We start from the raw sequence: 19,919 nt of genomic DNA, 5'->3' as shown, positions 1-19,919 counted from the left end.
TCAGCGCGCCCGTCGCAGGGCCGTCTTCCACCGTCGATGCGTGCGCGCCGCCCGCGCCCGCGCGAGAATGCGATCACCCGGCAGCCACAACGATCGCGGCCGCTCCTCCTGCCCGCGCAAGAGTGCTTGCGTCGAGATCCCCAGATCCCCGGCAATCTCGTCCGCGGCGATCGCCCCCGAGAGCGCGCCTCCTTCCATGTAGCCTTGCGCGTCGAGGCTCGTGTGTTCGCCGGCGAAATGGATGTTCTTGACCCGCAGCGATTCGGCCCCGGTGATCGTCGTGTATTGCCCGACCTTGTAGGCCGAATAACTCGCCAGCGTGAACGGGTGCGTCGGCCAGTGGAACCGCGCGACCTTGTCGTTGTGGGCCGCTTTGGTTCCAGGAAAAACCTGGTCGATTTGATCCAGGAACTCGGCCGCGCGCTCCTCGGGGGTGCCCATGCCGATCTGGATGCCTGGATTGCCGCCGGTGAAATTCGTCAGGATGCCGCTCGCGCCCGGCTGCAGGCGGCTCGTCTCCCAGGTCGACTGGTACGGCAGATCCGAGAACGTCTCGCCATTCGACCCGGCGTCGCGCCACGGGCGCGAGGAGAAACCCACCATCAGCTTCGCGTTCGTACCGTAGCCGAGCTCGGCGATGGCGCGCTTCTTCGCGTCGGGCAGCTCGACGTCGAGCGTCACCTCGCGCAGCTTCGTGAACGGGAGCGCGAGCACCACGTGATCCGCCGTGACCTCGAACGTGCCGCTGCCGCGCGAGAACGTGAGCACGTACCGCCCGTCCGCCTCTTCGCGGAGCGCGACGAGCGCCGCTTCGAGCTCGATCTGCTCGGGGTTCAGGTCCTCGGCGAGGCGCGTGGGGAACGTGTCGTTGCCGTCTTTCGCGTGGAAGAGCTCGTCGCTGTCTCCGAAGACGTCGAAGGACGAGGTGTCCGTCGAGATCAGGAACATCATGTTGAGCACGTTCGTCACGTCGGGCTCGAGGCCGTACTCGATGTTGTACGCGACCTCGAGCAACGTCCGCACCGGCCCGCTCGTCCCGATCTGATCGAGCCACGCCGAGAGCGAGAGCGCGTCGAGCGCCTCGCCGCCGTTCGGTTTGTCGTAATAAACGAAGAGGTCTTCCTGATCGGTGAGCGTCGCGAGGGCCTCGTCGATCTTCGCCGCGATGGGCTCGAATCCCGACAGGATCTCGGCTTCCGTGAGCTTCGTGCCCCCGAAGTGGGCGACGAGGTGCTCGAGGCTCGGATCGTCTTCCTTGTAATCGAGCAGGTCGATCCCGAGCTCGGCCGCGAGGTCGTGCATCGTCTCGTGGCCCGTGTCGATGAGCTCGCCGCCGAGCTCGCAGTGCTGGCCGTCGGGGAACGTCGCGCGGTCGGAGTACATGCGGCCGCCGATGCGCTTCGAGGCCTCGTACACGGTCGCCGTGACGCCGAGCTTCTTCAGCCGATACGCGCAGTGCAGGCCCGCGATGCCGCCGCCCACGATGGCGATCGTCGGCTCCCCCGCGGGCGGCGGCTTCGGCGGATCTTCGCCTCCGCACGCGCTCGCGGCGATCGGCAAGGTGAGCGCCGCGGCGCTCATCTCCAGGAAACGACGGCGCGGCAAGGTCGCGCGCTCGCGCTGCATCGCGAGGAGCTCGGATGCGGGGATGCCGGTCTGGCGCGCGGCCCGGCTGATCTGGAGGAGGCGGGACAAGGATCGAAAGAGCGGTGTTCTCGCCATGGATTCCCCTGGGAAAAACGCAGCGGCGAAGCGCCGCGGCGCGAAGAAAGCCCGCCGCAGGATACCTCGGACTTGCCCCCGAACCCAAGGCGCGCATAGTCACCGACCTCATGTCCGACACGATCTCTCAGGCCCTCTTCGAGCGCGCGCGCGCCGTCATCCCCGGCGGCGTCAACAGCCCCGTCCGCGCCTTCCGCGCTGTCGGCGGGAACCCCGTGTTCATCGCCCGCGCCAAGGGAGCGCGTGTCTTCGGCGAGGATGGCAGCGAGTACGTCGACTACGTGGGCTCCTGGGGACCGGCGCTGCTCGGCCACGCGCACCCCGACGTGATCCGCGCCGTGCAAGAAGCCGCAGAGAGCGGGCTCTCGTTCGGCGCGCCGACATCCCGCGAGGTGCGCTTCGCCGAGGCCGTGCGCGCGCTTTACCCGGGCATCGAGAAGCTCCGCTGCGTGTCCTCCGGCACCGAAGCGACGATGAGCGCGATCCGCGTGGCGCGCGGCTTCACGCGCCGCGACGTCATCGTGAAGTTCGAGGGCTGCTACCACGGTCACGCCGATCACTTGCTGGTCAAAGCAGGCAGCGGCCTCGCAACGTTCGGCGTCCCCGACTCCGCCGGTGTGCCCGAGGGCACCGCGAAGACGACGCTGACGCTCGCGTTCAACGACATCCCGGCGCTCGAAGCGCTCTTCACGGCCCACGGCGGCGAAATCGCGGCCGTCATCGTGGAGCCCGTCGTCGGCAACATGGGCTGCGTGCCGCCCGAGCCCGGCTTCCTCGAAGCGATCCTCTCGCTCTGCCGCAAGCACGGCGCGATCTCGATCTTCGACGAGGTCATGACGGGCTGCCGCCTCGCGCGCGGAGGCGCGCAGGAGCGCTACGGCCTGCGCGCGGATCTCACGACGCTCGGCAAGATCATCGGCGGCGGCATGCCGCTCGCGGCCTACGGCGGCCGGGAAGACGTGATGAACGTGGTCGCGCCGCTCGGGCCCGTGTACCAGGCCGGCACGTTGAGCGGAAACCCCGTCGCGGTCGCGGCCGGGCTCGCGACGATCGAGCGGCTCGTGCCCGAGGTGTACGAGAAGGTCGAGAGGCTCGGCGCCGCGCTCGAAGCGGGCTTCAAGGACGCAGCCGCGAAGGCGGGCGTGCCGGCCACGGTGCAGCGCGTGGGCTCGATGATCACGCTGTTCTTCAACGACAAACCCGTGCGGTCGTGGGCCGAGGCCTCGCAGAGCGACACGAAGCGCTTCGCGGCCTGGCACGCGGGCATGCTCTCGCGGGGCATTTACTGGCCGCCGTCGCAATACGAGGCGGCATTCCTCTCGGCGGCGCACACCGACGAGGACATCACGCGCACGGTCGAGGCCGCGCGCGCGTCGCTCGGCTGATCGCGCCTATCCCCTCACCGCCGCGTCTTCTTGCGCGCCACGCGGGCCACGAGGCCGGCGAGGACGAGCGCGAGCGCGGCGGGAGATCCAGGCGCCGAAGGCGAAGCGCTGCAAATCCCGGACGGCTGGTTCTCCTGGAAAGGCGCGGGGCCGGGGCCGACGTCGTCCGGGATCGAGCCGCCCATGCCGCCGCCGCCTGCGCCGCCCGCGCCGCCTGCGCCGGTCGAGCTCGACGACGAAGCTGCCGTCGAGCTCGACGCGCTGCTGCCGCTCGCGTTCGGGTCGACGATGTTGATGGCGGCGCAGGAGTAGTAATAAGGCTTCGAGGCGCCTTCCATGTACTGGCGGAGCTGGATCACGCAGTTCTCGCAAGGCGTGTCGGGCACGGTGATCGTCGTGCTCACGAGCCCACCCGACTGCGAGTTCGCGTCGTTGCCCTCGTAAAACACCGAGGCGTCGAGATCGGCGCGCTTGACGGCTTCGATCGCCTTCGTCGAGATCGCCACGCGGAACTTGCCGTTGTGGTTGACCGTCTCCTTCCACGTGACCTGGACGGTCTGTCCCACGACGAGGTCGGTGACCTTGTAGCCCGAGGCCGGGCACGCCGAGGCGGAGCTGTCTTCGGCGGGATCCTCGGGCCCGGCGCCGAAGTAGCAGCCACAAGGGCCGCTCTTCGCGTTGTCGTCGTTCGTGAGGGGTGGCGGGTTCATCAGCACGGCGTGGGCAAAGGCGCTCGAACCGGCGAAAAGAACCGCGGCGAAGGCGAGAAGGGCAGAAGCTCGGGAATCCATGGTCACCTCGGACGCGTCGAGGGTACCCGAGTCACGTGGGCGAAGGGAGAGGCACCCCGGACGGGGCGCTCGCGGCGCGCGAACACATCACGCAAAGCCGTCGCGAAAGGAAAAACCCAGCCGGGCGAGAACGCGGCAGGCTCAGAAAGAGCCGGGCGGCATGCTCGGCGGGATGGCCTTGACCTTGTAACGCATGCGGAAGGCCGCGATCGTAGCGCCGAGCTCGGCGCGCGAGACGAGGCGGCCGCGGCCGCGGATGCATTCGAGCAGCTCTTGATAGAGCTCGTAGAGGAGCATCTCGTCGACGAGCGTGTTCGTCGTCGCGGGGAAGAGCTGGTTGCGCATCGCGATCTTCGAGCTCGCCACGGCCTCGTCGGTCACGCGGACGAACCCGACGGCGTGGAAGTTTCCGGCCGCGTCGACGCCGATCACGGACGAAGCGACGGGGCTCTTGCATTTGCCCGACTCGTAGATGCGGCGGATGTTCTTGCGCACGTCGCCGAGCGCGCCCGAGGTCGGATCGAATTCCGCCGCGGAAGCAGCGGAGGTGGCCGAGAGCGACGCCGTCGAGCCAGGCCCCGCGGTGCCGAAGAGATCGATCTCGCCGCTGCGGAACGAGCGCGATTTCTCCCCGCCGCTCGGCATGCCCTTCGAGGCGAACCAGCTCTCGAGCATCAACGTCATGAGCTCGACGCTGTGGTGCTTCTTCGAGAGGTGGAAGGCGTGCACGCGGACGAGCGGCAGGAGCAGCTTGCGGCAGATCTCGTTCTCCTGCTGCTGCTTGACGCTCGCCACGTCGGTCGGGTGCGAGGTGCCGTCGAACTGGACGACGAAGAGCGGCGTGCGCTCGGCATCCACCGCGAGAAAGTCGAACGTGGCGCGGGAGACGAACTGGAGCAGCTCCTCCGAAAGCCCGTTGCCCTCCGTTCGAAAGACGTCCTGCGCTTTGACGCGCATCAGCACGCCGGCGCCGAGCCTCTTGCAAACGGTCGAAAGTCCGAAGCTTACTGCCTCTTCGGTGTGGTGAACGAGCTTCTTCAGGTTTCCGTTCATCGCGCGACCGCTTGCTTACGGTAGGCTGATAGCGCGGCTGACCGCAACCGGAGACGACAGCGATCCAAGGTGATTCTCTTTACAGGATCCCCAGAAGACCCACCTTGTCCCGGGGTTCGCCCGCGAAAGCGCGGCATCGTCACGCCGCGCGCGTACAGCCTTCACGTTGCACTCGTGCTCTTCGTTCTCTTCGTTCTTGCTCCATGCCTCACGCTCGGATGCAGGTCGGAGACGCCACGCGCGAGCACGTGCCCCGCAGGGTTTCGCGCGGACGACGCGCGGGCCGAGGCGATCCTCGCGAAGCTCGGGGAAGTGCCCGCGGGGGCGCGCGCGAGGGACCAAGCGCTCGCGAAGGGCGGGGTCTCATTCTGCTTCGGCCGCATCGGCGTGTCGTCGGTGACGACGTCGGGCGCCGTGCTGATCGATGAGGCGCTTGGAACGGAAGAGGCCGCCGCGCGGGTCGGGCACCTGCTCACGCACGTGGCCGAGGGGCTGCGCGTGGAGCCGCGCAGCGGTGAGGACGAGAGCTGCGAGGTGATCACGGAGCGCGCGCTCGCCGCGGAGTCCGCTGCGCTGTCGCTGGAGCTCGGCCTGCGCCGCGCGTTTGGCGTCGGCTCGTCGGCGCGCGTGCGTTACGAGTTCGAAGGGGCCTACTGGGAGGCGCCGGAGGCGGCGCGCGAGGGGCTCGTGCTCGACTACCTGCGCACGCACCCCGACGGCGCGCCGGGCATCGACGCGCTCGCCTCGGGTTACGCTCGCCGCTGCCGCGAAGCGCGCGACGCCGCCTCCGCGCGTTGACGGCGGCGTGCGAAGGTCGCAGCCCCGAGCGCCCCGAGCGCGAGCGCCCCGAACGAGGCTTCGAGCGGCGCGCCCTGCGCGAGCCGACACCCGCACCCGCCGTCGCTGCCGGACGACGACGCCGAGCCCGAGGAGGACGCCGCGGGGACACACACCTTCTGCGTCTTGCAGGTCGCGCCCTGGGTGCACTCGTTGCCGGCGGGACACTGGCTTTCGACCTTCGTGCGCTCGTAGTCCATGGGGTTCGCGTCGGGCGGCAAGAGCCCGGCGCATGAGATCGTGGAGATACAAAGCGGTTTGTCCTTGCACGTCTCGCCGTTGCCACACTCCGCGTCGGAGGTGCACTCGACGGGGCTGCAATAAGGCCCGCCGTGGCAGGTCGCGCCTTCGGTGCCCTCGGGGCAGTCGTCCGGCGGCGGTCCGACCACGTCCGCACGCGCGGGCGTGACGACCGCGAAAGCCGAGAGCCCGAGGACCGCGATCCAGAAGGACGAACGTTTCATCGACGAACCTCCACGCCCTTTGCCCTACGCGATCCCGCGCGTGCCGTCGACAGCGAACGCGCAGCGTCGCAGCCCCGCGCGCCGCGCGCTACGTTTCGGGGCGAGCCCCATGGACGCCCTCCGCGCACGCATCGCGCGACGCCTCGAGCGTGGGATCGAGCCTTCCCTGCCCGGCCGCGCGCTCGCGAGCGCGTGGGCTGCGATCGCCGCCGCGCGTGTTGCGCGCCCCGTGACGCTCCCCGAAGGCGCGCGGGTCATCGGCGTCGGCGGTGCTGTTCTCGGAGGCGCGGGCAAGACGCCCGTCGCGATCGAGCTCGCGCGCGCGCTCGCGCTCGAAGGCCACGACGTCGCGCTGATCGGACACGGCTACCGTGCGCGCGTGGCCTCGCCGCGCCGCGTCCTGCCGACGGACGTCGTCGACCTCGTCGGCGACGACGCGCTCTGCGCGGCGCGCGCGCTCGCCGCCACGAACACGCCCGTCTTCGTGGCGAAGCGACGCGCGGAGGCCCTCGCACTCGCGGTACGGTCCGGAAAAACCTTGCTCGTCGTGGACGGCCTCCTCCAGACCTCGCCGCGTCGCCTCGACGATGCCGTGCTCGTGCTCGACGGTGCTTCTCCGTTCGGCGCCGGCGTTTGCCCTCCGCTCGGGGATCTCCGCGCCCCTGCCTCTGCGCTGCTCGAAGCGGCCGATCACGTCGTCGCGCTCGGCGACGCGCGCTCGCCTGCCCTGCCCGCGTCCGCCCTCTCGCTCGCCTCTTCGATCGAAGGCGCGCTCGACACGGCCTGCCGCCGTCACGACCTCGCTTCCCTCGCTTCACGCTGCGTCGGCCTGCTCGTGGCCATCGCGCGCCCCGATCGCTTGCTTCCTGCGCTCGACCGTGTGGGCATCCACCCGCGCGCCGTCGTTTGCCTGGCCGACCACGCCCGCTTCGACACGGCGACGCTCGATCGTGCCCGGGACCTTGGCCTCGATGCCTGGCTCACCACGGCTCGGTGCGCTACCAAGCTCCCGCCTCGGCTCGGCGGTGCCCCGGTCCTCGCCCTCGATCATCGGGTCTCTGTGGGCCCGCTCCTTGCTCGACTCTCGTTTCGAGGCTCGCGCGAGGGCGCACCTGCCTGTGCTAGGCTCCCGGCCCCATGAAATGGAAGCGTTCGCTCTGGTTGGTCGTGACGGCGATGGCGCTCGTGAGCGCTCCTCTTTCCACGGTGGGCTGCGCAGGTGGCTCGGGAGGCGCAAAAGCCCCGGATTTGCAGCCTGCTGACCTGCCGGCCGGCGCGAGCTGGACCGGCGTCTACTTCAGCGAGCTCTACGGCTACCTGCACCTCGTTCAGGACGGCAACGCGGTCGAGGGCAAGTGGATCCGTCCGCACAAGGACAAGTGGGGCAAGCTGAAGGGCGAAGCCACCGGCGATGTCATCAAGTTCGAGTGGACCGAGTACACCACGGGCCTCGTCGGCCCCAACGCGGCGAAGAACGGCCGCGGCTACTTCAAGTACAAGCGCCCCACGGGTGACAACGTCGACGACACGTTCTCCGGCGAGATCGGCTTCGACAAGGACGAGGTCGGCGAGCCCTGGGACGCGGTCAAGCAGCGCAACGTGAACCCGGACCTCGCGTCGATCGGCGGCACGGGAGCCTCCGACATCGGCGGCGGCGACTGGGATTCGGAGAACAAGGAACAGGGCGCGCCCGAGGAGCCGGCGAACCCCTGACAGGAGGCTCGGGGACGTTCCCTCGCCCGAGCGAGATTGCGAAATGGCACGACCTCAACCGCAAGGAATCAAGTTCCGCGAGCCCCCCATTTTCGAGCGTGGGACGAAGGGGCGCTCGGGCGCCTCGCTCTCCCCGCTCGACGTGCCGGACGTCGATCCGGCCGCGCACTTCGGCGCGCTCGCGCGCAAGGAGGCCGCGGGTTTGCCCGAGGTGAGCGAGCCCGAGGCGTTCCGGCACTTCGTGCGCCTCTCGCAGTGGAACTTCTGCATCGACTCGCAGCTCTATCCGCTCGGGTCGTGCACGATGAAGTACAACCCCAAGATCAACGAGTGGGCCGCGCGCATCCCGGCCTTCTTGAAGATGCACCCCGAGACGCCGGACGAGCTCGCACAAGGCTCGCTCGAGGTCATGTGGCACGTGCAGCAGATGCTCTCCGCGGTGAGCGGCATGGACGCCTGCTCGCTGCAGCCTTCGGCAGGCGCGCAGGGCGAGCTGACCGGGCTCATGATGATGCGCGCCTACCACGCGTCGAAGGGGCGCAGCCCGAAGAAGGTCTTCATCCCGGAGAGCGCGCACGGCACGAACCCGGCCTCCTGCGCGCTGAACGGCCTCGTCGCGGTGAAGATCGAGAAGAACCCCGGCGGCGTCGTCACGCCGCAAGAGGTCCTCGCCGCGATCGAGCGTGAAGGCGGCGACGACGTCTGCGGCCTCATGATCACGAACCCGAACACGCTCGGCGTCTACGAGAAGCACCTGCCCGAGATCATCGAGATCGTGCACGGCAAGGGCGGCCTCGTGTACGGCGACGGCGCGAACACGAACGCGATCATGGGCCACGCGCGCCCCGGCGACATCGGCGTGGACGTGATCCACATCAACCTGCACAAGACCTTCACCACGCCACACGGCGGCGGCGGCCCCGGCTCGGGCCCGGTCTGCTTCAAGAAGCACCTCGAGCCCTTCCAGCCCGGCCCCGTGCTCGTGCGCAAGGACGACGGCACGTTCGCGTTCGATCGGGATCGCCCGCATTCGATCGGCCGTCTGCGCGCGTTCTACGGCAACTTCGGCATGTTCATCCGCGCCTACACGTACCTGCGCGAGATGGGCGGCGAGGGCCTCAAGATGGCGAGCGCGCTCGCGGTCCTGAACGCCCGCTACCTGTGGGCGATGCTGAAGGACACGTACGCCGCGCCGGTGCCGGAGGCGTGCATGCACGAGGTCGTGCTGAGCGACGTCGACCTGGAGAAGGCGACGGGCGTCAAGACGCTCGACGTGGCCAAGCGCCTGCTCGACTACGGCTTCCACGCGCCGACGATCTACTTCCCGCTCGTCGTCCCGGGCGCGCTCATGATCGAGCCGACCGAGACCGAGACGAAGGAGACCCTCGACGAGTTCATCGACGCGATGAAGGCCATCGCCCGCGAGGCCCAGGAAGATCCGGCCCTCGTGAAAGGTGCGCCGCACAACACCGTCGTCGGGAGGCTCGACGAGGCTCGCGCGGCGCGGCAGCCGCGGCTGCGCTGGCGGCCGCAGGCGGGCTGACCACGGGCTCCGGTTCGCCCCAAATTCGCGAACCGGGGTTGTCCGTGCGTACAATGTCGTCCGTCGGTCGCTCGCTCCCACCGCGGAGCGGGCGACGTATCAGAGCGTGAAGGCCTGAACGAGCAACGACGTGTCCCGGACCATCACCGACAACGTCGGAGAAATCGAGACGATCTGCAAGACCGACCCCGCGCGCGTGGGGGACCTGGTCAAGCTCGTCTTCCGCTCGGACGATGACGCGGATCCCCCGTTCAACGTCCGGATCAAGTCGCCCTCGGGCAAGGTGATCATCGAGCGGGTCCTGCGTGATCTCCCCACGGGAAAGCCGCAGAGCGCGCCGCCGATCGAGTTCACCGCCTCGGCCCCGGGCGCATACAAGATCGAAATCTGGCAGCTCTACGGCAAGATTCGCGGAAACGCGGTGCTCAACGTGATCTCGGCGATGTAGCGAGCGCCGCGCGCCGCTTTCGGGAATAAAGGCGCCGCCGCGCCTGTCCACGCGCCGCGAGCCTTGCTATGTGCACGCCGCACGATGATCACGCGCGCGAGGCGCGGGATCGAGCCACGACGGCCATGCGGCAACGCCCGCCCAGACAACCTTCCCGGTTCATGCCATGCACGACGTCCGCGCCCTGAACGAGCTCGTCGCGAAAGAGAGTGCCTTCGTCGACAACCTGATCGCCGAGGTCGGCAAGGTGATCGTCGGGCAAACCTACATGGTCGAGCGGATCCTGATCGGCCTGCTCACGGGCGGGCACGTCCTGCTCGAAGGCGTGCCGGGTCTCGCGAAGACGCTCACGGTCCGCACGCTCTGCGACGCGCTCCACGCGAAGTTCTCGCGCATCCAGTTCACGCCCGATCTGCTGCCGGCCGACGTGATCGGCACAGTCATCTACAACCACCAGAAGGGCGAGTTCTCCTCGAAGCTCGGTCCGATCTTCGCGAACCTCGTGCTCGCCGACGAGATCAACCGCGCGCCGGCGAAGGTGCAGAGCGCGCTGCTCGAGGCGATGCAGGAGAAGCAGGTCACGATCGGCGACTCGACCTACAAGCTGCCCGATCCCTTCGTGGTCATGGCGACGCAGAACCCGATCGAGCAGGAGGGCACGTACCGTTTGCCCGAGGCGCAGGTCGATCGCTTCATGCTGATGGTGAAGGTCGGGTACCCGACCCGCGCGGAGGAGCGGCAGATCATCGACCGCACGACGGGGCTCATCGAGGCGAGCGCGAGCAAGATCATCGAGCCCGAGACGCTCGTCAGCGCGCGCAAGGTCGTGCGCGACGTCTACATGGATGACCGCGTGAAGGACTACATCGTCGGCGTGGTCTTCGCGACGCGCGAGCCGAACCAGAAGGGCATGAAGGAGCTCGCGAGCATGATCGAGTACGGCGCGAGCCCGCGCGCCTCGATCGCGCTGGCGCTGGCGGCGCGGGCGCACGCGTTCTTGCGGCACCGCGGGTACGTGACGCCCGAGGACGTGAAGGCCGTGGGGCCGGACGTCCTGCGGCACCGCATGGTGCTCACGTACGAGGCCGAGGCCGAAGAGGTGACGACCGAGCAGGTCGTGCGGCGCGTGTTCGAGGTGGTCGAGGTGCCGTGAAGGCCCGCGGCCGTACGAAGAAAGGGGCGACGAAGGGCCCGAGCTTCGGGGAGCGCCTCCGTGCGTTCTTCGGGCTCGGCGACGAGCCCCCGCCGGACGAAGCGGCGAGCAAGAAGGACGGCGCGAAGGCCGGCGCCGCGGACCTCCTGAAGCGGCTGCGCGTGATCGAGATCAAGACGAGCCACCTCGCGAACGAGCAGCTCTCGGGGTCGTACTCGTCGGTGTTCCGCGGCCAAGGGCTCTCGTTCCGCGAGGTGCGCGCGTACAACCCCGGCGACGACGTGCGCTGGATCGACTGGAACGTGTCGGCGCGCATGAACGAGGCCTTCGTGAAGGTCTTCACCGAAGAGCGCGAGATGACCGTGATGCTCGTGGTCGACGCGTCGGAGAGCGAGCTCTTCGGGACGCGGCGGGCCTCGAAGGCCGTGGTCGCGGCGGAGATCTGCGCGCTCTGCGCGTTCAGCGCGATCCGCAACAACGACCGCGTGGGCCTCGTGCTGGCCACGGACCGCGTGGAGAAGATCGTCCCGCCGAAGAAGGGCGACAAACACGTGATGCGCGTCGTCCGCGAGATCCTGGGGCACGAGCCGGAAAGCGCGGGGACGAACCTGCGGGTCGCGCTGGAGACGCTCTCGAAGGTGCAGAAGCGGAGGAGCGTCGCGTTCGTCGTAAGCGACTTCTTCGACCACGGCTACGAGCGGGCCCTCGCGCTCGCGGCGAGCAAGCACGACGTGATCCCGGTGGTGATCGAGGATCCACGCGACGCGGAGCTGCCGGACGTGGGCTTGGCGACGTTCGAGGACCTGGAGACGGGCGAGCAGGTGCTCGTCGACACCTCGGATCGCAAGGTGCGGGAGCGATACGCGGCCGAGATGCGGAAGATGCGGCGCGACCGGGACAAACTGTTCAAGAAGCTCGCGGTCGACACGGTCACGATCCGAACGGACCAGAGCTACGTGGAGCCGCTGCGTCAGCTCTTCGCGAAGCGCGCGAGGAGGGCACGGCGATGATGACGACGAGGCGCCTCGCGGCGTTCGCCTTCGCAGCCGCGGTGATGGCCTTCGCGGCAGCGCGCCCGGTGCTGGCCGAAGAGACGGACGCGGACGCGGGCGCGCGGGTGTGGGCGTCGTGCGTGGAGCGTGTCCCCGAGGGCGCGAGCCGGCCGAAGATCACGGAGACCTTCCCCGAGCGCGGGACGAGCGGCTGGGCCGCGCCGCTCGAAATCACGGTCGTGCACGGCAAGGGCGAGACCGTGATGCCCGGCGGGGTTCGGGTCGAGCGCAGCAGCGATCAGTACAAGGCGCTCGAAGAGGCAGGGTTCGTCCTGCCCGACCCGGACGGCGGCGCAGGCCCGATCGCGGTCACGGAGGCGGGCGAGACGTCCTCCACGACGAAGCTGACGATCCCGTTCGTGGCCCTGCCAAAGAACCCCGGCCGCAACGTGATGATGCTGCCGCCCGTGCCGATCACGCTGGCGCGCGCGAGCGGGGATCTCGTCACGGTCTGCACGGCGCCGCATCCGATCTTGGTCGAGGATCCGATCGCGAACGAGCTCGATCCAAAGGTCCGACCGAACCCCGAGGGAAGATCGCAACGCGAGGAGTGGGTGCTCGCCAAGCAGCTCGCGGTGGGCGCGCTCGTGGGGGCGATCCTCACGGCGATCGGCGCGTGGCTCTTCCTACGGTGGTCACGTCGCCCGAAGCCCGTGCCGTACGTGGCGCCCAAGCTGCCGTGGATCGCTGCGATCGAGGAGCTCGAAGCGATCCGCGCCTCGACGCTGATCGCCGAGGGCCGCAACGACGAGTACTTCGACCGCGTGAGCGACTGCGTGCGCAAGTACCTCGGCGCGCGGTACGGCTTCGACGGCCTCGAAAGCACAACCGACGAGATGCAGCGGACGCTCGCGCGCGTGCGGCCGCCGGTGCGCGGGCTCGACACGATCACGCGCTTCCTCGAAGAAGCCGACCTCGTGAAGTTCGCGCGTGTCGTGCCGAGCGAAAATGACTGCCTCGCGGCGCTCGATCGCGGCATCACGATCGTGCGCAACACGACCCCGCCCCAGGCGGGATCCGGGGAGGCCACGAGCCGCAAAGAAGCTGCGGGAGGGTCGGCATGAAGCGGTTCGCCCTCGTCCTCCTACAAACCCTCGTGGTGCTCGCGCTCGCGCTCGCGTGGCCTTTCCTCTCGCGACGCGACGCCTGGGAGAGCGCGAGCTTCGAGCTGCCGTGGTTGCTCCTCGGCCTGACGATCGTCCCCTTCCTGCTCTGGTGGGGCACGGCGGGGCAGGACCAGCGTACGCCGCGGCTGCGCATTGGCACGGTCCTGCCGTTCGTCACGGGTCCACGCGGCGTGCGCGCAAAGCTCCGGGATCTGCCGGGCGTGCTACGCGCGGTGTCGGTCGCGCTGCTCGTCACCGCGATCGCGCGCCCGATCTCGATCCTGCGCGACGAGCGCAGCGACGACAAAGGCATCGACATCGTGGTCGCGCTCGACCTCTCGGGCTCGATGCGCGCGATCCTCGACGCCAAGCCGGGCGACCTGCCAGGCCGGATCTCGCTGCCGCGCGGCAAGCGCCTCACGCGGCTCGATACGGCGAAGATCGTCCTTCAGGACTTCATCTCGCGCCGGAAGACCGACCGCATCGGTGTCGTTGTCTTCGGCAAGAGCGCGTATGTCCTCTCGCCGCCCACGCTCGACTACCACCTCCTGAGCGAACTCGTCGGCAAGATGACGCTCGACGTGATCGACGGATCGAGCACGGCGATCGGCGACGGGCTCGCCACGGCCGTCGCGCGCCTCCGCCGGAGCGACGCGCACTCGAAGGTGATCGTGCTGCTCACGGACGGCGACAACAAGGAAGGCCTGGTCTCGCCGCAGTACGCGACGCACCTCGCGACCAGCGTAGGCGCGCAGATCAGCACGATCCAGATCGGCAACGACGACGAGGTCGACGTCGAAGACGGCTTCGATCCCCTGGGCCAGCCGCGGTACGTGCGCCGCCGTTACCCCGTGAACCCCGAGCTGCTCAAGTGGATCGCCAAGACCACGAACGGTGAGGCGTACATCGCGACCGACGCGCAGGCGCTCGCGCAGAGCATGCACGCGGTGCTCGACAAGCTGGAGAAGACCCGCTTCGAGGCGAGCCGCGGTTCGTTCGAGGATCTCTTTCCGTTCCTGCTCGTGCCCGGTGTCGTGCTCGTGGGCCTCGACGCGTTGCTTCGGGCGTGGCTGCTCCGGAGGTTCCCGTGATCTTCGGCGCGCCCGTCTTCCTCTTCTGCACGGCCCTCGCCGCCCTCGTCGCGGTCCTGCTCGCGCTCGGCGCGATCTACCGGCGGCGCGCGGCCCAAGCCTTCGGCGATCTCGAACGCATCGAAGCGCTGCGCACGAGTGATCCCTCCGTGCGCCGCGCATGGAAGGCCGTCCTCCTCGTCATGGCCACGGCGCTCGCGTTTTTCGCGGCGGCGCGCCCGCAGTACGGCAAGGGGACGCGCCTCGTGCCAGCGACGAACGTCGACGTGGTCCTCGTGCTCGACTACTCGAAGAGCATGTACGCGCGGGACGTCGAGCCCTCGCGCATCTTCCGGGCGAAGGTCGAGGTCGCGCGGCTCGTGAAGGAGCTCGAAGGCGCGCGTTTCGCCGCCGTCGCCTTCGCCGGCGAGCCGATGGGGTTTCCTCTCACCGCCGACGGCGCCGCGGTCGCGCAGTTCCTCCGCCAGCTCGACCCGAACGACATGCCCATCGGCGGCACCGCGATCGCCCGCGCCCTCACCCTCGCGCGCGACCTCTTGAAGCGGGATCCGAAATCGTCGGAGCACAAACGGATCATCTTGCTCGTCACGGACGGCGAGGATCTGGAGGGGGATCCGGCCGGCGTCGCGCGCCAGCTCGGCGCCGAGGGCACGACGGTGCACGTCGTGCAGATCGGCGGCCGCACGCCCGAGCGGATCCCCGAGGTCGGCGAGGACGGCCGCGTCGTCGGGTTCCGGACGGACCGGAACGGAAAACCCCTCACGACGGCGCTCACCGTGAACGGCGAGAAGCAGCTCGCGGCGATCGCCACGTCGACGCCCGGGGGCGAGATCATCGTGGCGGACAAGGGCACGACCGGGATCGATCGGATCGCCGCAGATCTGCGCAAGCAGATGAAGAGCGAGCTCGCCGAGAAGATCGAGACGGTCTACGCCGACGTCTACTACTACCCGCTCGGGCTCGCGATCCTCTTGCTCGTGGCCGAGGCGCTGATCACGGACGCGCCGCTCCGGATCCTCCGCCGAAGGGCCGCGCCGAAGCCGATCCCGCGCGCCGGCGAGCGCAAACGAAAGGAGGCGCGTCGTGTCCCGGCCTGATCGCAAAGAGCGCGTCGCCCGCGCCGCGCGTGCATCGAGCGCGCTCCGCGACCACGCCAAGACCGCGGCGATCGCCGTCTTCACGCTCGCTTGCGTCGCCGGCGGCGCGACCTGGCTCGCGTCCGGATGCAGCGGGTGGGATCCTCGCTCGCCCTTCGAACGCAACGCGCCCGCGGTCGATCAGGCCCTCGCCGATCTCGACGCGGGCCGCTTCGAATCGGCCGAGCAGGCCCTCGAAAGTTACCTCGGCACCGGGCCGTGTACGGACGCGGGCCTCGGGCTGCCGGACGCCGTTCGCCAGAAATACAACGGCTCGTTTGATCTCGGCCTCGTGCTGTTCTCGGTCGCGGAGAAGTACGGCCGGCGCTTCGGCGAGGAGGAGCAGAGCGACGGCGGCCCCGAAGAAGAGCAGCTCGCCGCGATGCGCTCGCTCGAGGTCGACTGCGCGCTCATCGTCGTGCGTGCGATCGCCGAGGATCCGAAGGTCCCGATCGATCTCCGCGCCCGCGCGCACTACCTCGCGGGCAACCTCGAATTCTTGCGGAAGAAGTACGAGGAAGCCGTGCGCCACTACGACGACGCGCTCGCGCTCATTCCGGGTTTGCCCGAGGACGCGTCCGCCGACGGCATCGGGCGCGACGCCGCGTGGAACCGCGCCATCGCGCTGCGCCGCATCGAGGATCAGAAAGACGCGGGCCAGGACGCCGATCAGGACGCGAACCAGGACGCAGGCCAGGACGGCAGCGACGACGCGAGTGATGGCACCGACGGCGACGATGGATCCGATGGCTCGGATGGGTCCGACGGCGGCAACGACGCGGGCGAGGACGCAGGAGACGACGGCGGGAAAGACGCGGGCGACGACGGCGGTGGCGACGGCGGAGAGGACGCGGGCCAGGATGCGGGCCAGGACGGCGGACAGTCGCCGCCTCCGCCGCCGCAACCAGCCTCGCCGGAGCCCCAGCCGGGCCAGGAAGATCGCATCCTCGACCGCTTCGAAGAGGCGCCGACCTACCAGGAGCAGGAGGCCAAGATGAAGGCCGGCACGCGGCGCGGGCGCGTGATGGAGGACAAGTGAGGGCCGGGGCGCGCGCGTGGGCTCTGGCCGCGCAGGCCGCGATCGTTTCTGTCGCAACGATCGCGCACGCCGAACCGCAGGTCACGACCCGCGTGAGCGCGCGCAAGGTCGAGGTCGGCGAGCCCTTCTCGATCCAGCTCTCCGCGCTCGTCCCGCCCGGCGAGCCCATGCCGAGTGATCCGCGCCTCGCGCCGCCCGCGGGCGCCACGATCCAGGGCGGCCCGGCCGTCGGCACCTCGATGGTCTCGATCAACGGCAACACGCGCCTCGGCATCGACGCGAGCTGGCAGCTCGTCTCGAACGCACCGGGCCGCGTGAAGATCCCCGCGCCGAGCGTGCTCTGGTCGGGGAAACGTTTCTCTGGACAGACCGTCGAGGTCGAGGTCGTCCCCTCGACGGGCCGCTCACGCAGGCCGCAGAGCCCGTTCCTCTTGCCGGGCGGTCCTGGGATCTTCGGGCAGTTCGGGTTCGGCGGCGGCCACGATCCCTTCGCGGACGACGACGACGACGACGAGCCGCAGCCCGCGCTCGACGAGAAGCTCGAGCTAAAGACCGCGCCCGATCCATACGTGTTCGTGCATGCGCGCGCCGACAAGAAAGAGGCCGTCGTCGGCGAGCAGGTGACGGTGTCGTTTTACGTCTACCAGCGCGTGAACGTGGAGATGGCGCCGGCGCACGACGCGTCGATGACCGACTTCATCCGCATGTCGATGATCTCGACGCCCGGCTTCGAGCCGCCGTTCCGCACGCGCGCCGGCGGCAAGACGTACATGGCGCGCCTCATCGATCGCGTCGCGCTCTTCCCGGTCCGCACGGGCGATCTGCACGTCGGACCCATGACCATCAAATTCTCGGGCCAACGCGTCGGCCGCCTGGTCGATCGGTCGAGCGAGGACATCGTCGTGCGCGTGACCGAGCCGCCGCGCGCGGGCCGCCCGCCGGGCTACGTCCTCGGCGACGTCGGTCGGTTCTCGCTCTCGGCCACCGTCGAGCCACGCCGCCTCACGCAGGGCGGATCGATCGCGGTCAGCGTGCAGGTGAAGGGCAACGGCAACTTCCCGCAGACGCTCGCGGTGCCGGCGCGCACGGGCGTCGAGTGGCTCGATCCCGAGAAGCGCGAGTCGATCGGCCCGCAAGGCGCGATCATCGCGGGGTATCGCTCGTTCGGCTACGTCGTCCGCATCCAGGAGGCGGGCCAGGTCGATCTCGGGAAGATCAATCTCCCGTACTGGGATCCCTCGTCGAAGCAGTACGAGGTCGCGAGCGTCGAACTCGGCAAGGTCGACGTCGCGCCCGATCCTCGATCGTCCGCGAGCGCTTCCCCGAGCGCCGCGCCCGGCGCCGATCCCGCGGCGCCGAAGGGCGAGGCCGATCCTTTCGCGACCCTCCCTGCCCCGCGCGCCACGCTCGGCGCCTTCGTCGCGCCCTCCGCGCCCCTCTTCGACGGCGCGAGCCTCTACGTCGTCATCGCCGCGCCGCCTCTCGCGTACGGCATGCTCGCGGCCGCGGCCGCGGGCGCGCGGCGCCTCCGATCCCGCAGAGCCGCGGGAGCTTCCTCGCCCGAGCGCCTCGCGAACGTCGCGCTCGACGAGGCCGATCAAGCCCGCGGGCGAGGCGACACGAAGGCCCTCTCGGCGGCCGTCGAGCGCGCGATCCACCACGCAATCAAGGCCGCGACCACGCTCGAATCGCGCGGCATCCTGCTCGACGATCTCGCGACCGAACTCGAAGACGCGGGCGTCCCCGAAGACCTCGCGACGCGCACGCGGCGCCTGCTCGACGAGGCTTCGGCGCTTCGCTTCGATCCGGGAGCGAGCGCGTCGAGCCTGGAAGAGCTTTCGACACGCGGACGCGCGGCCGTGCGTGATCTCCTCGCCGTCTCCGGGAGGGCGCGGGGATGAGGCGCGGGCAGGCCGCGGCGATCGCCTTCGTGCTCGGGTTCGCGTCCGCGAGCGTCGCGCGCGCGGCGACGCCCGAAGAACTCCATCACGAGGGCACCGAGGCCCTCGGCCGCGGCGCGTACAGCACGGCGATCGAGCGCTTCGAGGCCCTCGCCGACATGGGCTTCGTGCACCCCGACGCGAGCTTCGGTCGCGGCCTCGCCTATGTCGCGCGCGTGCGCGCCGGCGCCGATCGACCCGGGGATCTCGGCCGCGCCGCGGCGGCCTTCGAGGAGACGCTCCGCCTTCGTCCTTCCGACATCGAGGCCGATCACGCTCTCGACCTCGTGCGCGCGGAGGTCGTGCGGAGGCGCGCGCGGCACGGCAAGGACGCGACGACGGTGCGGCCCACGCTCGATCGTGCCGTCCTCGGCCTCGCGTCCGAGCGCGCGTGGAGCTTGCTCGCGCTCGCGGCTTCGATCCTCCTCGCGATCGGCCTCTTCCTCCGGCGGAGCCGCGCCGCTGCGTTCTCGGTCGCGGGCCGCATCATGGCGCCGACGGCGCTCGTGCTCCTCCTCGTGTTCTTGCCGCTCACGATCGCCGCGCGCAGGCTTCGGCTCACGACACGCGCGGGTGTCATCGTCGTGCCCGAGGTCCACCTCGTCGACGATCACGGCACGGCGCTCGGTGGCGATCCGATCCCGGAGGCGCACGCTGTCGAGGTCGGCGAAGTGCGCGGCGGGCTCGTTCACGTGCGGTGGGGCGCGACGGAGGGATGGGTCTCGGGCGGCAGCGTCCGCTTGCTCTCGCCGTAACGTCCGCCTGGCGACCGTGGACGATGTCGCGAGAACGCCAGGTCGCCGTGTGCTAGGTTTCCGCCGTGTGGGTCCGCCGCGCTGCCATCCGTCCGGTACCGTCCTTCGCGCAGGTCCCTTTACGGGCCCTCTCGGAGGTCGAGGAGCAGCTCGCGGAGGATGACGAAGAGGCGCGGCAGAAGCTCGACGAAGCGTTCGCCCGCTTCGAGCAGACGCAGCCTGCGATGGCCGATCGGATCGCACAGGTCCTCGGCGGGCCTCTCGATGAAACCGCGCTCGCGCTCGGATACTTCCTGACGCTCGCCGTCTGGCTCGCCTTCGACAACGTCTTTGGGGAAGAGCTCGTGGAGGTCACGCCCCTCGCGCTCGCCGGCGTGGAAGAGTCGCTCAAGCTCGACGAACAGCTCCGCATGGCCGATCCGGCCGAGGCGGTCGACTCCGACGACGTCATCGCGATGGAGCAGCCCGATGTGCTCTCGTTCGTCCACGAGCACGTCGACGCAGCGCTCGAAGCGAACGCGAGCGAGGTGGACGTCGACGACGTGCACGAGATTTATCGCATCGTGCTGATCGAGGTCCTCGCGCTGAGTTATGCGGTCCGGCCCCCGACGAACTGGGGCATCCAGATGACGACCGAGTTCACGGCCTGATCGCCCCTGCATCCTCGGGTGACCGCGTTGACGCTCCGTCG

Annotated in this window: 19 protein-coding genes; 15 read left to right on the top strand and 4 right to left on the bottom strand. The window is 69.6% G+C overall.

The genetic code is table 11. The features are described 5' to 3' along the window. Window positions 1–1,722 (bottom strand): flavin monoamine oxidase family protein, encoded by a 1,722-nt coding sequence (locus tag QHF89_RS07135; protein ID WP_136965829.1) that lies wholly within the window; start codon window positions 1,720–1,722, stop codon window positions 1–3. Window positions 1,723–1,832: 110 nt separating this feature from the next. On the opposite strand from QHF89_RS07135, the gene hemL reads away from it, so the two are divergent. Then, on the top strand, window positions 1,833–3,107 hold the full coding sequence (hemL, locus tag QHF89_RS07130; RefSeq protein ID WP_136965830.1) for a glutamate-1-semialdehyde 2,1-aminomutase: 1,275 nt from the start codon (window positions 1,833–1,835) through the stop codon (window positions 3,105–3,107). Between the two features lie 14 nt (window positions 3,108–3,121). Here the strand turns inward: hemL and QHF89_RS07125 are convergent, their stop codons facing one another. Together QHF89_RS07125 and QHF89_RS07120 are read right to left on the bottom strand one after the other, a co-directional pair. Next, window positions 3,122–3,898 (bottom strand): SCE4755 family polysaccharide monooxygenase-like protein, encoded by a 777-nt coding sequence (locus tag QHF89_RS07125; protein WP_136965831.1) that lies wholly within the window; start codon window positions 3,896–3,898, stop codon window positions 3,122–3,124. A 141-nt stretch (window positions 3,899–4,039) separates the two neighbouring features. Continuing rightward, on the bottom strand, window positions 4,040–4,951 hold the full coding sequence (locus QHF89_RS07120) for a DUF2726 domain-containing protein (RefSeq protein ID WP_136965832.1): 912 nt from the start codon (window positions 4,949–4,951) through the stop codon (window positions 4,040–4,042). Between the two features lie 174 nt (window positions 4,952–5,125). On the opposite strand from QHF89_RS07120, the gene QHF89_RS07115 reads away from it, so the two are divergent. After that, on the top strand, window positions 5,126–5,749 hold the full coding sequence (locus tag QHF89_RS07115; RefSeq protein WP_136965833.1) for a hypothetical protein: 624 nt from the start codon (window positions 5,126–5,128) through the stop codon (window positions 5,747–5,749). On the opposite strand, the gene QHF89_RS07110 is transcribed toward QHF89_RS07115, so the two are convergent. Continuing rightward, window positions 5,701–6,252: a hypothetical protein gene (locus QHF89_RS07110; RefSeq protein ID WP_136965834.1), complete on the bottom strand. Its 552-nt coding sequence runs from the start codon at window positions 6,250–6,252 to the stop codon at window positions 5,701–5,703. The genes QHF89_RS07115 and QHF89_RS07110 overlap by 49 nt on opposite strands. A gap of 109 nt (window positions 6,253–6,361) precedes the next feature. Here QHF89_RS07110 and QHF89_RS07105 point away from each other — a divergent pair, with 109 nt between their 5' ends. From QHF89_RS07105 to QHF89_RS07045, 13 genes are all read left to right on the top strand, one after another. After that, the gene (locus QHF89_RS07105) at window positions 6,362–7,393 is read left to right on the top strand and encodes a tetraacyldisaccharide 4'-kinase (RefSeq protein WP_136965835.1); all 1,032 of its coding nucleotides are present in this window, start codon (window positions 6,362–6,364) and stop codon (window positions 7,391–7,393) included. Continuing rightward, window positions 7,390–7,965: a hypothetical protein gene (locus QHF89_RS07100; RefSeq protein WP_136965836.1), complete on the top strand. Its 576-nt coding sequence runs from the start codon at window positions 7,390–7,392 to the stop codon at window positions 7,963–7,965. Before QHF89_RS07105 ends, QHF89_RS07100 begins: the two co-directional genes overlap by 4 nt. Before the next feature lie 43 nt (window positions 7,966–8,008). Then, a complete protein-coding gene (gene gcvPB, locus QHF89_RS07095) occupies window positions 8,009–9,508 on the top strand; it encodes an aminomethyl-transferring glycine dehydrogenase subunit GcvPB (RefSeq protein ID WP_136929414.1) in 1,500 nt (499 codons plus the stop codon). Between the two features lie 130 nt (window positions 9,509–9,638). After that, the gene (locus QHF89_RS07090; RefSeq protein ID WP_136929413.1) at window positions 9,639–9,956 is read left to right on the top strand and encodes a p24 family protein; all 318 of its coding nucleotides are present in this window, start codon (window positions 9,639–9,641) and stop codon (window positions 9,954–9,956) included. 166 nt (window positions 9,957–10,122) lie between these two features. Then, window positions 10,123–11,109, top strand: coding sequence for an AAA family ATPase (locus QHF89_RS07085; protein WP_136965837.1), 987 nt, complete (start codon window positions 10,123–10,125; stop codon window positions 11,107–11,109). A 146-nt stretch (window positions 11,110–11,255) separates the two neighbouring features. Next, on the top strand, window positions 11,256–12,119 hold the full coding sequence (locus tag QHF89_RS07080; RefSeq protein WP_136965937.1) for a DUF58 domain-containing protein: 864 nt from the start codon (window positions 11,256–11,258) through the stop codon (window positions 12,117–12,119). After that, the gene (locus QHF89_RS07075) at window positions 12,116–13,225 is read left to right on the top strand and encodes a hypothetical protein (RefSeq protein ID WP_136965838.1); all 1,110 of its coding nucleotides are present in this window, start codon (window positions 12,116–12,118) and stop codon (window positions 13,223–13,225) included. The genes QHF89_RS07080 and QHF89_RS07075 overlap by 4 nt, the downstream gene beginning before the upstream one ends. Next, entirely contained in the window at window positions 13,222–14,358 is a 1,137-nt protein-coding gene (locus QHF89_RS07070) for a vWA domain-containing protein (protein ID WP_136965839.1), read from the top strand. Before QHF89_RS07075 ends, QHF89_RS07070 begins: the two co-directional genes overlap by 4 nt. Next, window positions 14,355–15,455 (top strand): vWA domain-containing protein, encoded by a 1,101-nt coding sequence (locus QHF89_RS07065; RefSeq protein WP_136929409.1) that lies wholly within the window; start codon window positions 14,355–14,357, stop codon window positions 15,453–15,455. The genes QHF89_RS07070 and QHF89_RS07065 overlap by 4 nt, the downstream gene beginning before the upstream one ends. Then, complete coding sequence (locus QHF89_RS07060; RefSeq protein WP_284720182.1) at window positions 15,442–16,533, top strand: tetratricopeptide repeat protein; 1,092 nt, start codon at window positions 15,442–15,444, stop codon at window positions 16,531–16,533. The genes QHF89_RS07065 and QHF89_RS07060 overlap by 14 nt, the downstream gene beginning before the upstream one ends. 92 nt (window positions 16,534–16,625) lie before the next feature. After that, a complete protein-coding gene (locus tag QHF89_RS07055; RefSeq protein ID WP_284720181.1) occupies window positions 16,626–18,434 on the top strand; it encodes a BatD family protein in 1,809 nt (602 codons plus the stop codon). Next, window positions 18,431–19,228, top strand: a complete 798-nt coding sequence (locus QHF89_RS07050) for an outer membrane protein assembly factor BamD (RefSeq protein WP_136965841.1) — start codon at window positions 18,431–18,433, stop codon at window positions 19,226–19,228. The genes QHF89_RS07055 and QHF89_RS07050 overlap by 4 nt, the downstream gene beginning before the upstream one ends. Window positions 19,229–19,293: 65 nt before the next feature. Further along, window positions 19,294–19,878, top strand: a complete 585-nt coding sequence (locus QHF89_RS07045; RefSeq protein ID WP_136965842.1) for a hypothetical protein — start codon at window positions 19,294–19,296, stop codon at window positions 19,876–19,878. Window positions 19,879–19,919 lie beyond the last annotated feature (41 nt).

The sequence above is a fragment of the Polyangium sorediatum genome (assembly GCF_029946465.1).
GTDB classification, from domain to species: Bacteria; Myxococcota_A; Polyangia; order Polyangiales; family Polyangiaceae; genus Polyangium; species Polyangium fumosum.
Note: the sequence above shows the minus strand (reverse complement) of the source record. Positions and strands in the feature narration are given on the sequence as shown.

Excerpts from the sequence above, each read along its gene's own strand:
- QHF89_RS07135 (WP_136965829.1), bottom strand. The coding sequence starts at position 1,722 with ATGGCGAGAACACCGCTCTTTCGATCCTTGTCCCGCCTCCTCCAGATC.
- hemL (WP_136965830.1), top strand. The coding sequence starts at position 1,833 with ATGTCCGACACGATCTCTCAGGCCCTCTTCGAGCGCGCGCGCGCCGTC.
- QHF89_RS07125 (WP_136965831.1), bottom strand. The coding sequence starts at position 3,898 with ATGGATTCCCGAGCTTCTGCCCTTCTCGCCTTCGCCGCGGTTCTTTTC.
- QHF89_RS07120 (WP_136965832.1), bottom strand. The coding sequence starts at position 4,951 with ATGAACGGAAACCTGAAGAAGCTCGTTCACCACACCGAAGAGGCAGTA.
- QHF89_RS07110 (WP_136965834.1), bottom strand. The coding sequence starts at position 6,252 with ATGAAACGTTCGTCCTTCTGGATCGCGGTCCTCGGGCTCTCGGCTTTC.
- QHF89_RS07105 (WP_136965835.1), top strand. The coding sequence starts at position 6,362 with ATGGACGCCCTCCGCGCACGCATCGCGCGACGCCTCGAGCGTGGGATC.
- QHF89_RS07100 (WP_136965836.1), top strand. The coding sequence starts at position 7,390 with ATGAAATGGAAGCGTTCGCTCTGGTTGGTCGTGACGGCGATGGCGCTC.
- gcvPB (WP_136929414.1), top strand. The coding sequence starts at position 8,009 with ATGGCACGACCTCAACCGCAAGGAATCAAGTTCCGCGAGCCCCCCATT.
- QHF89_RS07085 (WP_136965837.1), top strand. The coding sequence starts at position 10,123 with ATGCACGACGTCCGCGCCCTGAACGAGCTCGTCGCGAAAGAGAGTGCC.
- QHF89_RS07075 (WP_136965838.1), top strand. The coding sequence starts at position 12,116 with ATGATGACGACGAGGCGCCTCGCGGCGTTCGCCTTCGCAGCCGCGGTG.
- QHF89_RS07070 (WP_136965839.1), top strand. The coding sequence starts at position 13,222 with ATGAAGCGGTTCGCCCTCGTCCTCCTACAAACCCTCGTGGTGCTCGCG.
- QHF89_RS07050 (WP_136965841.1), top strand. The coding sequence starts at position 18,431 with ATGAGGCGCGGGCAGGCCGCGGCGATCGCCTTCGTGCTCGGGTTCGCG.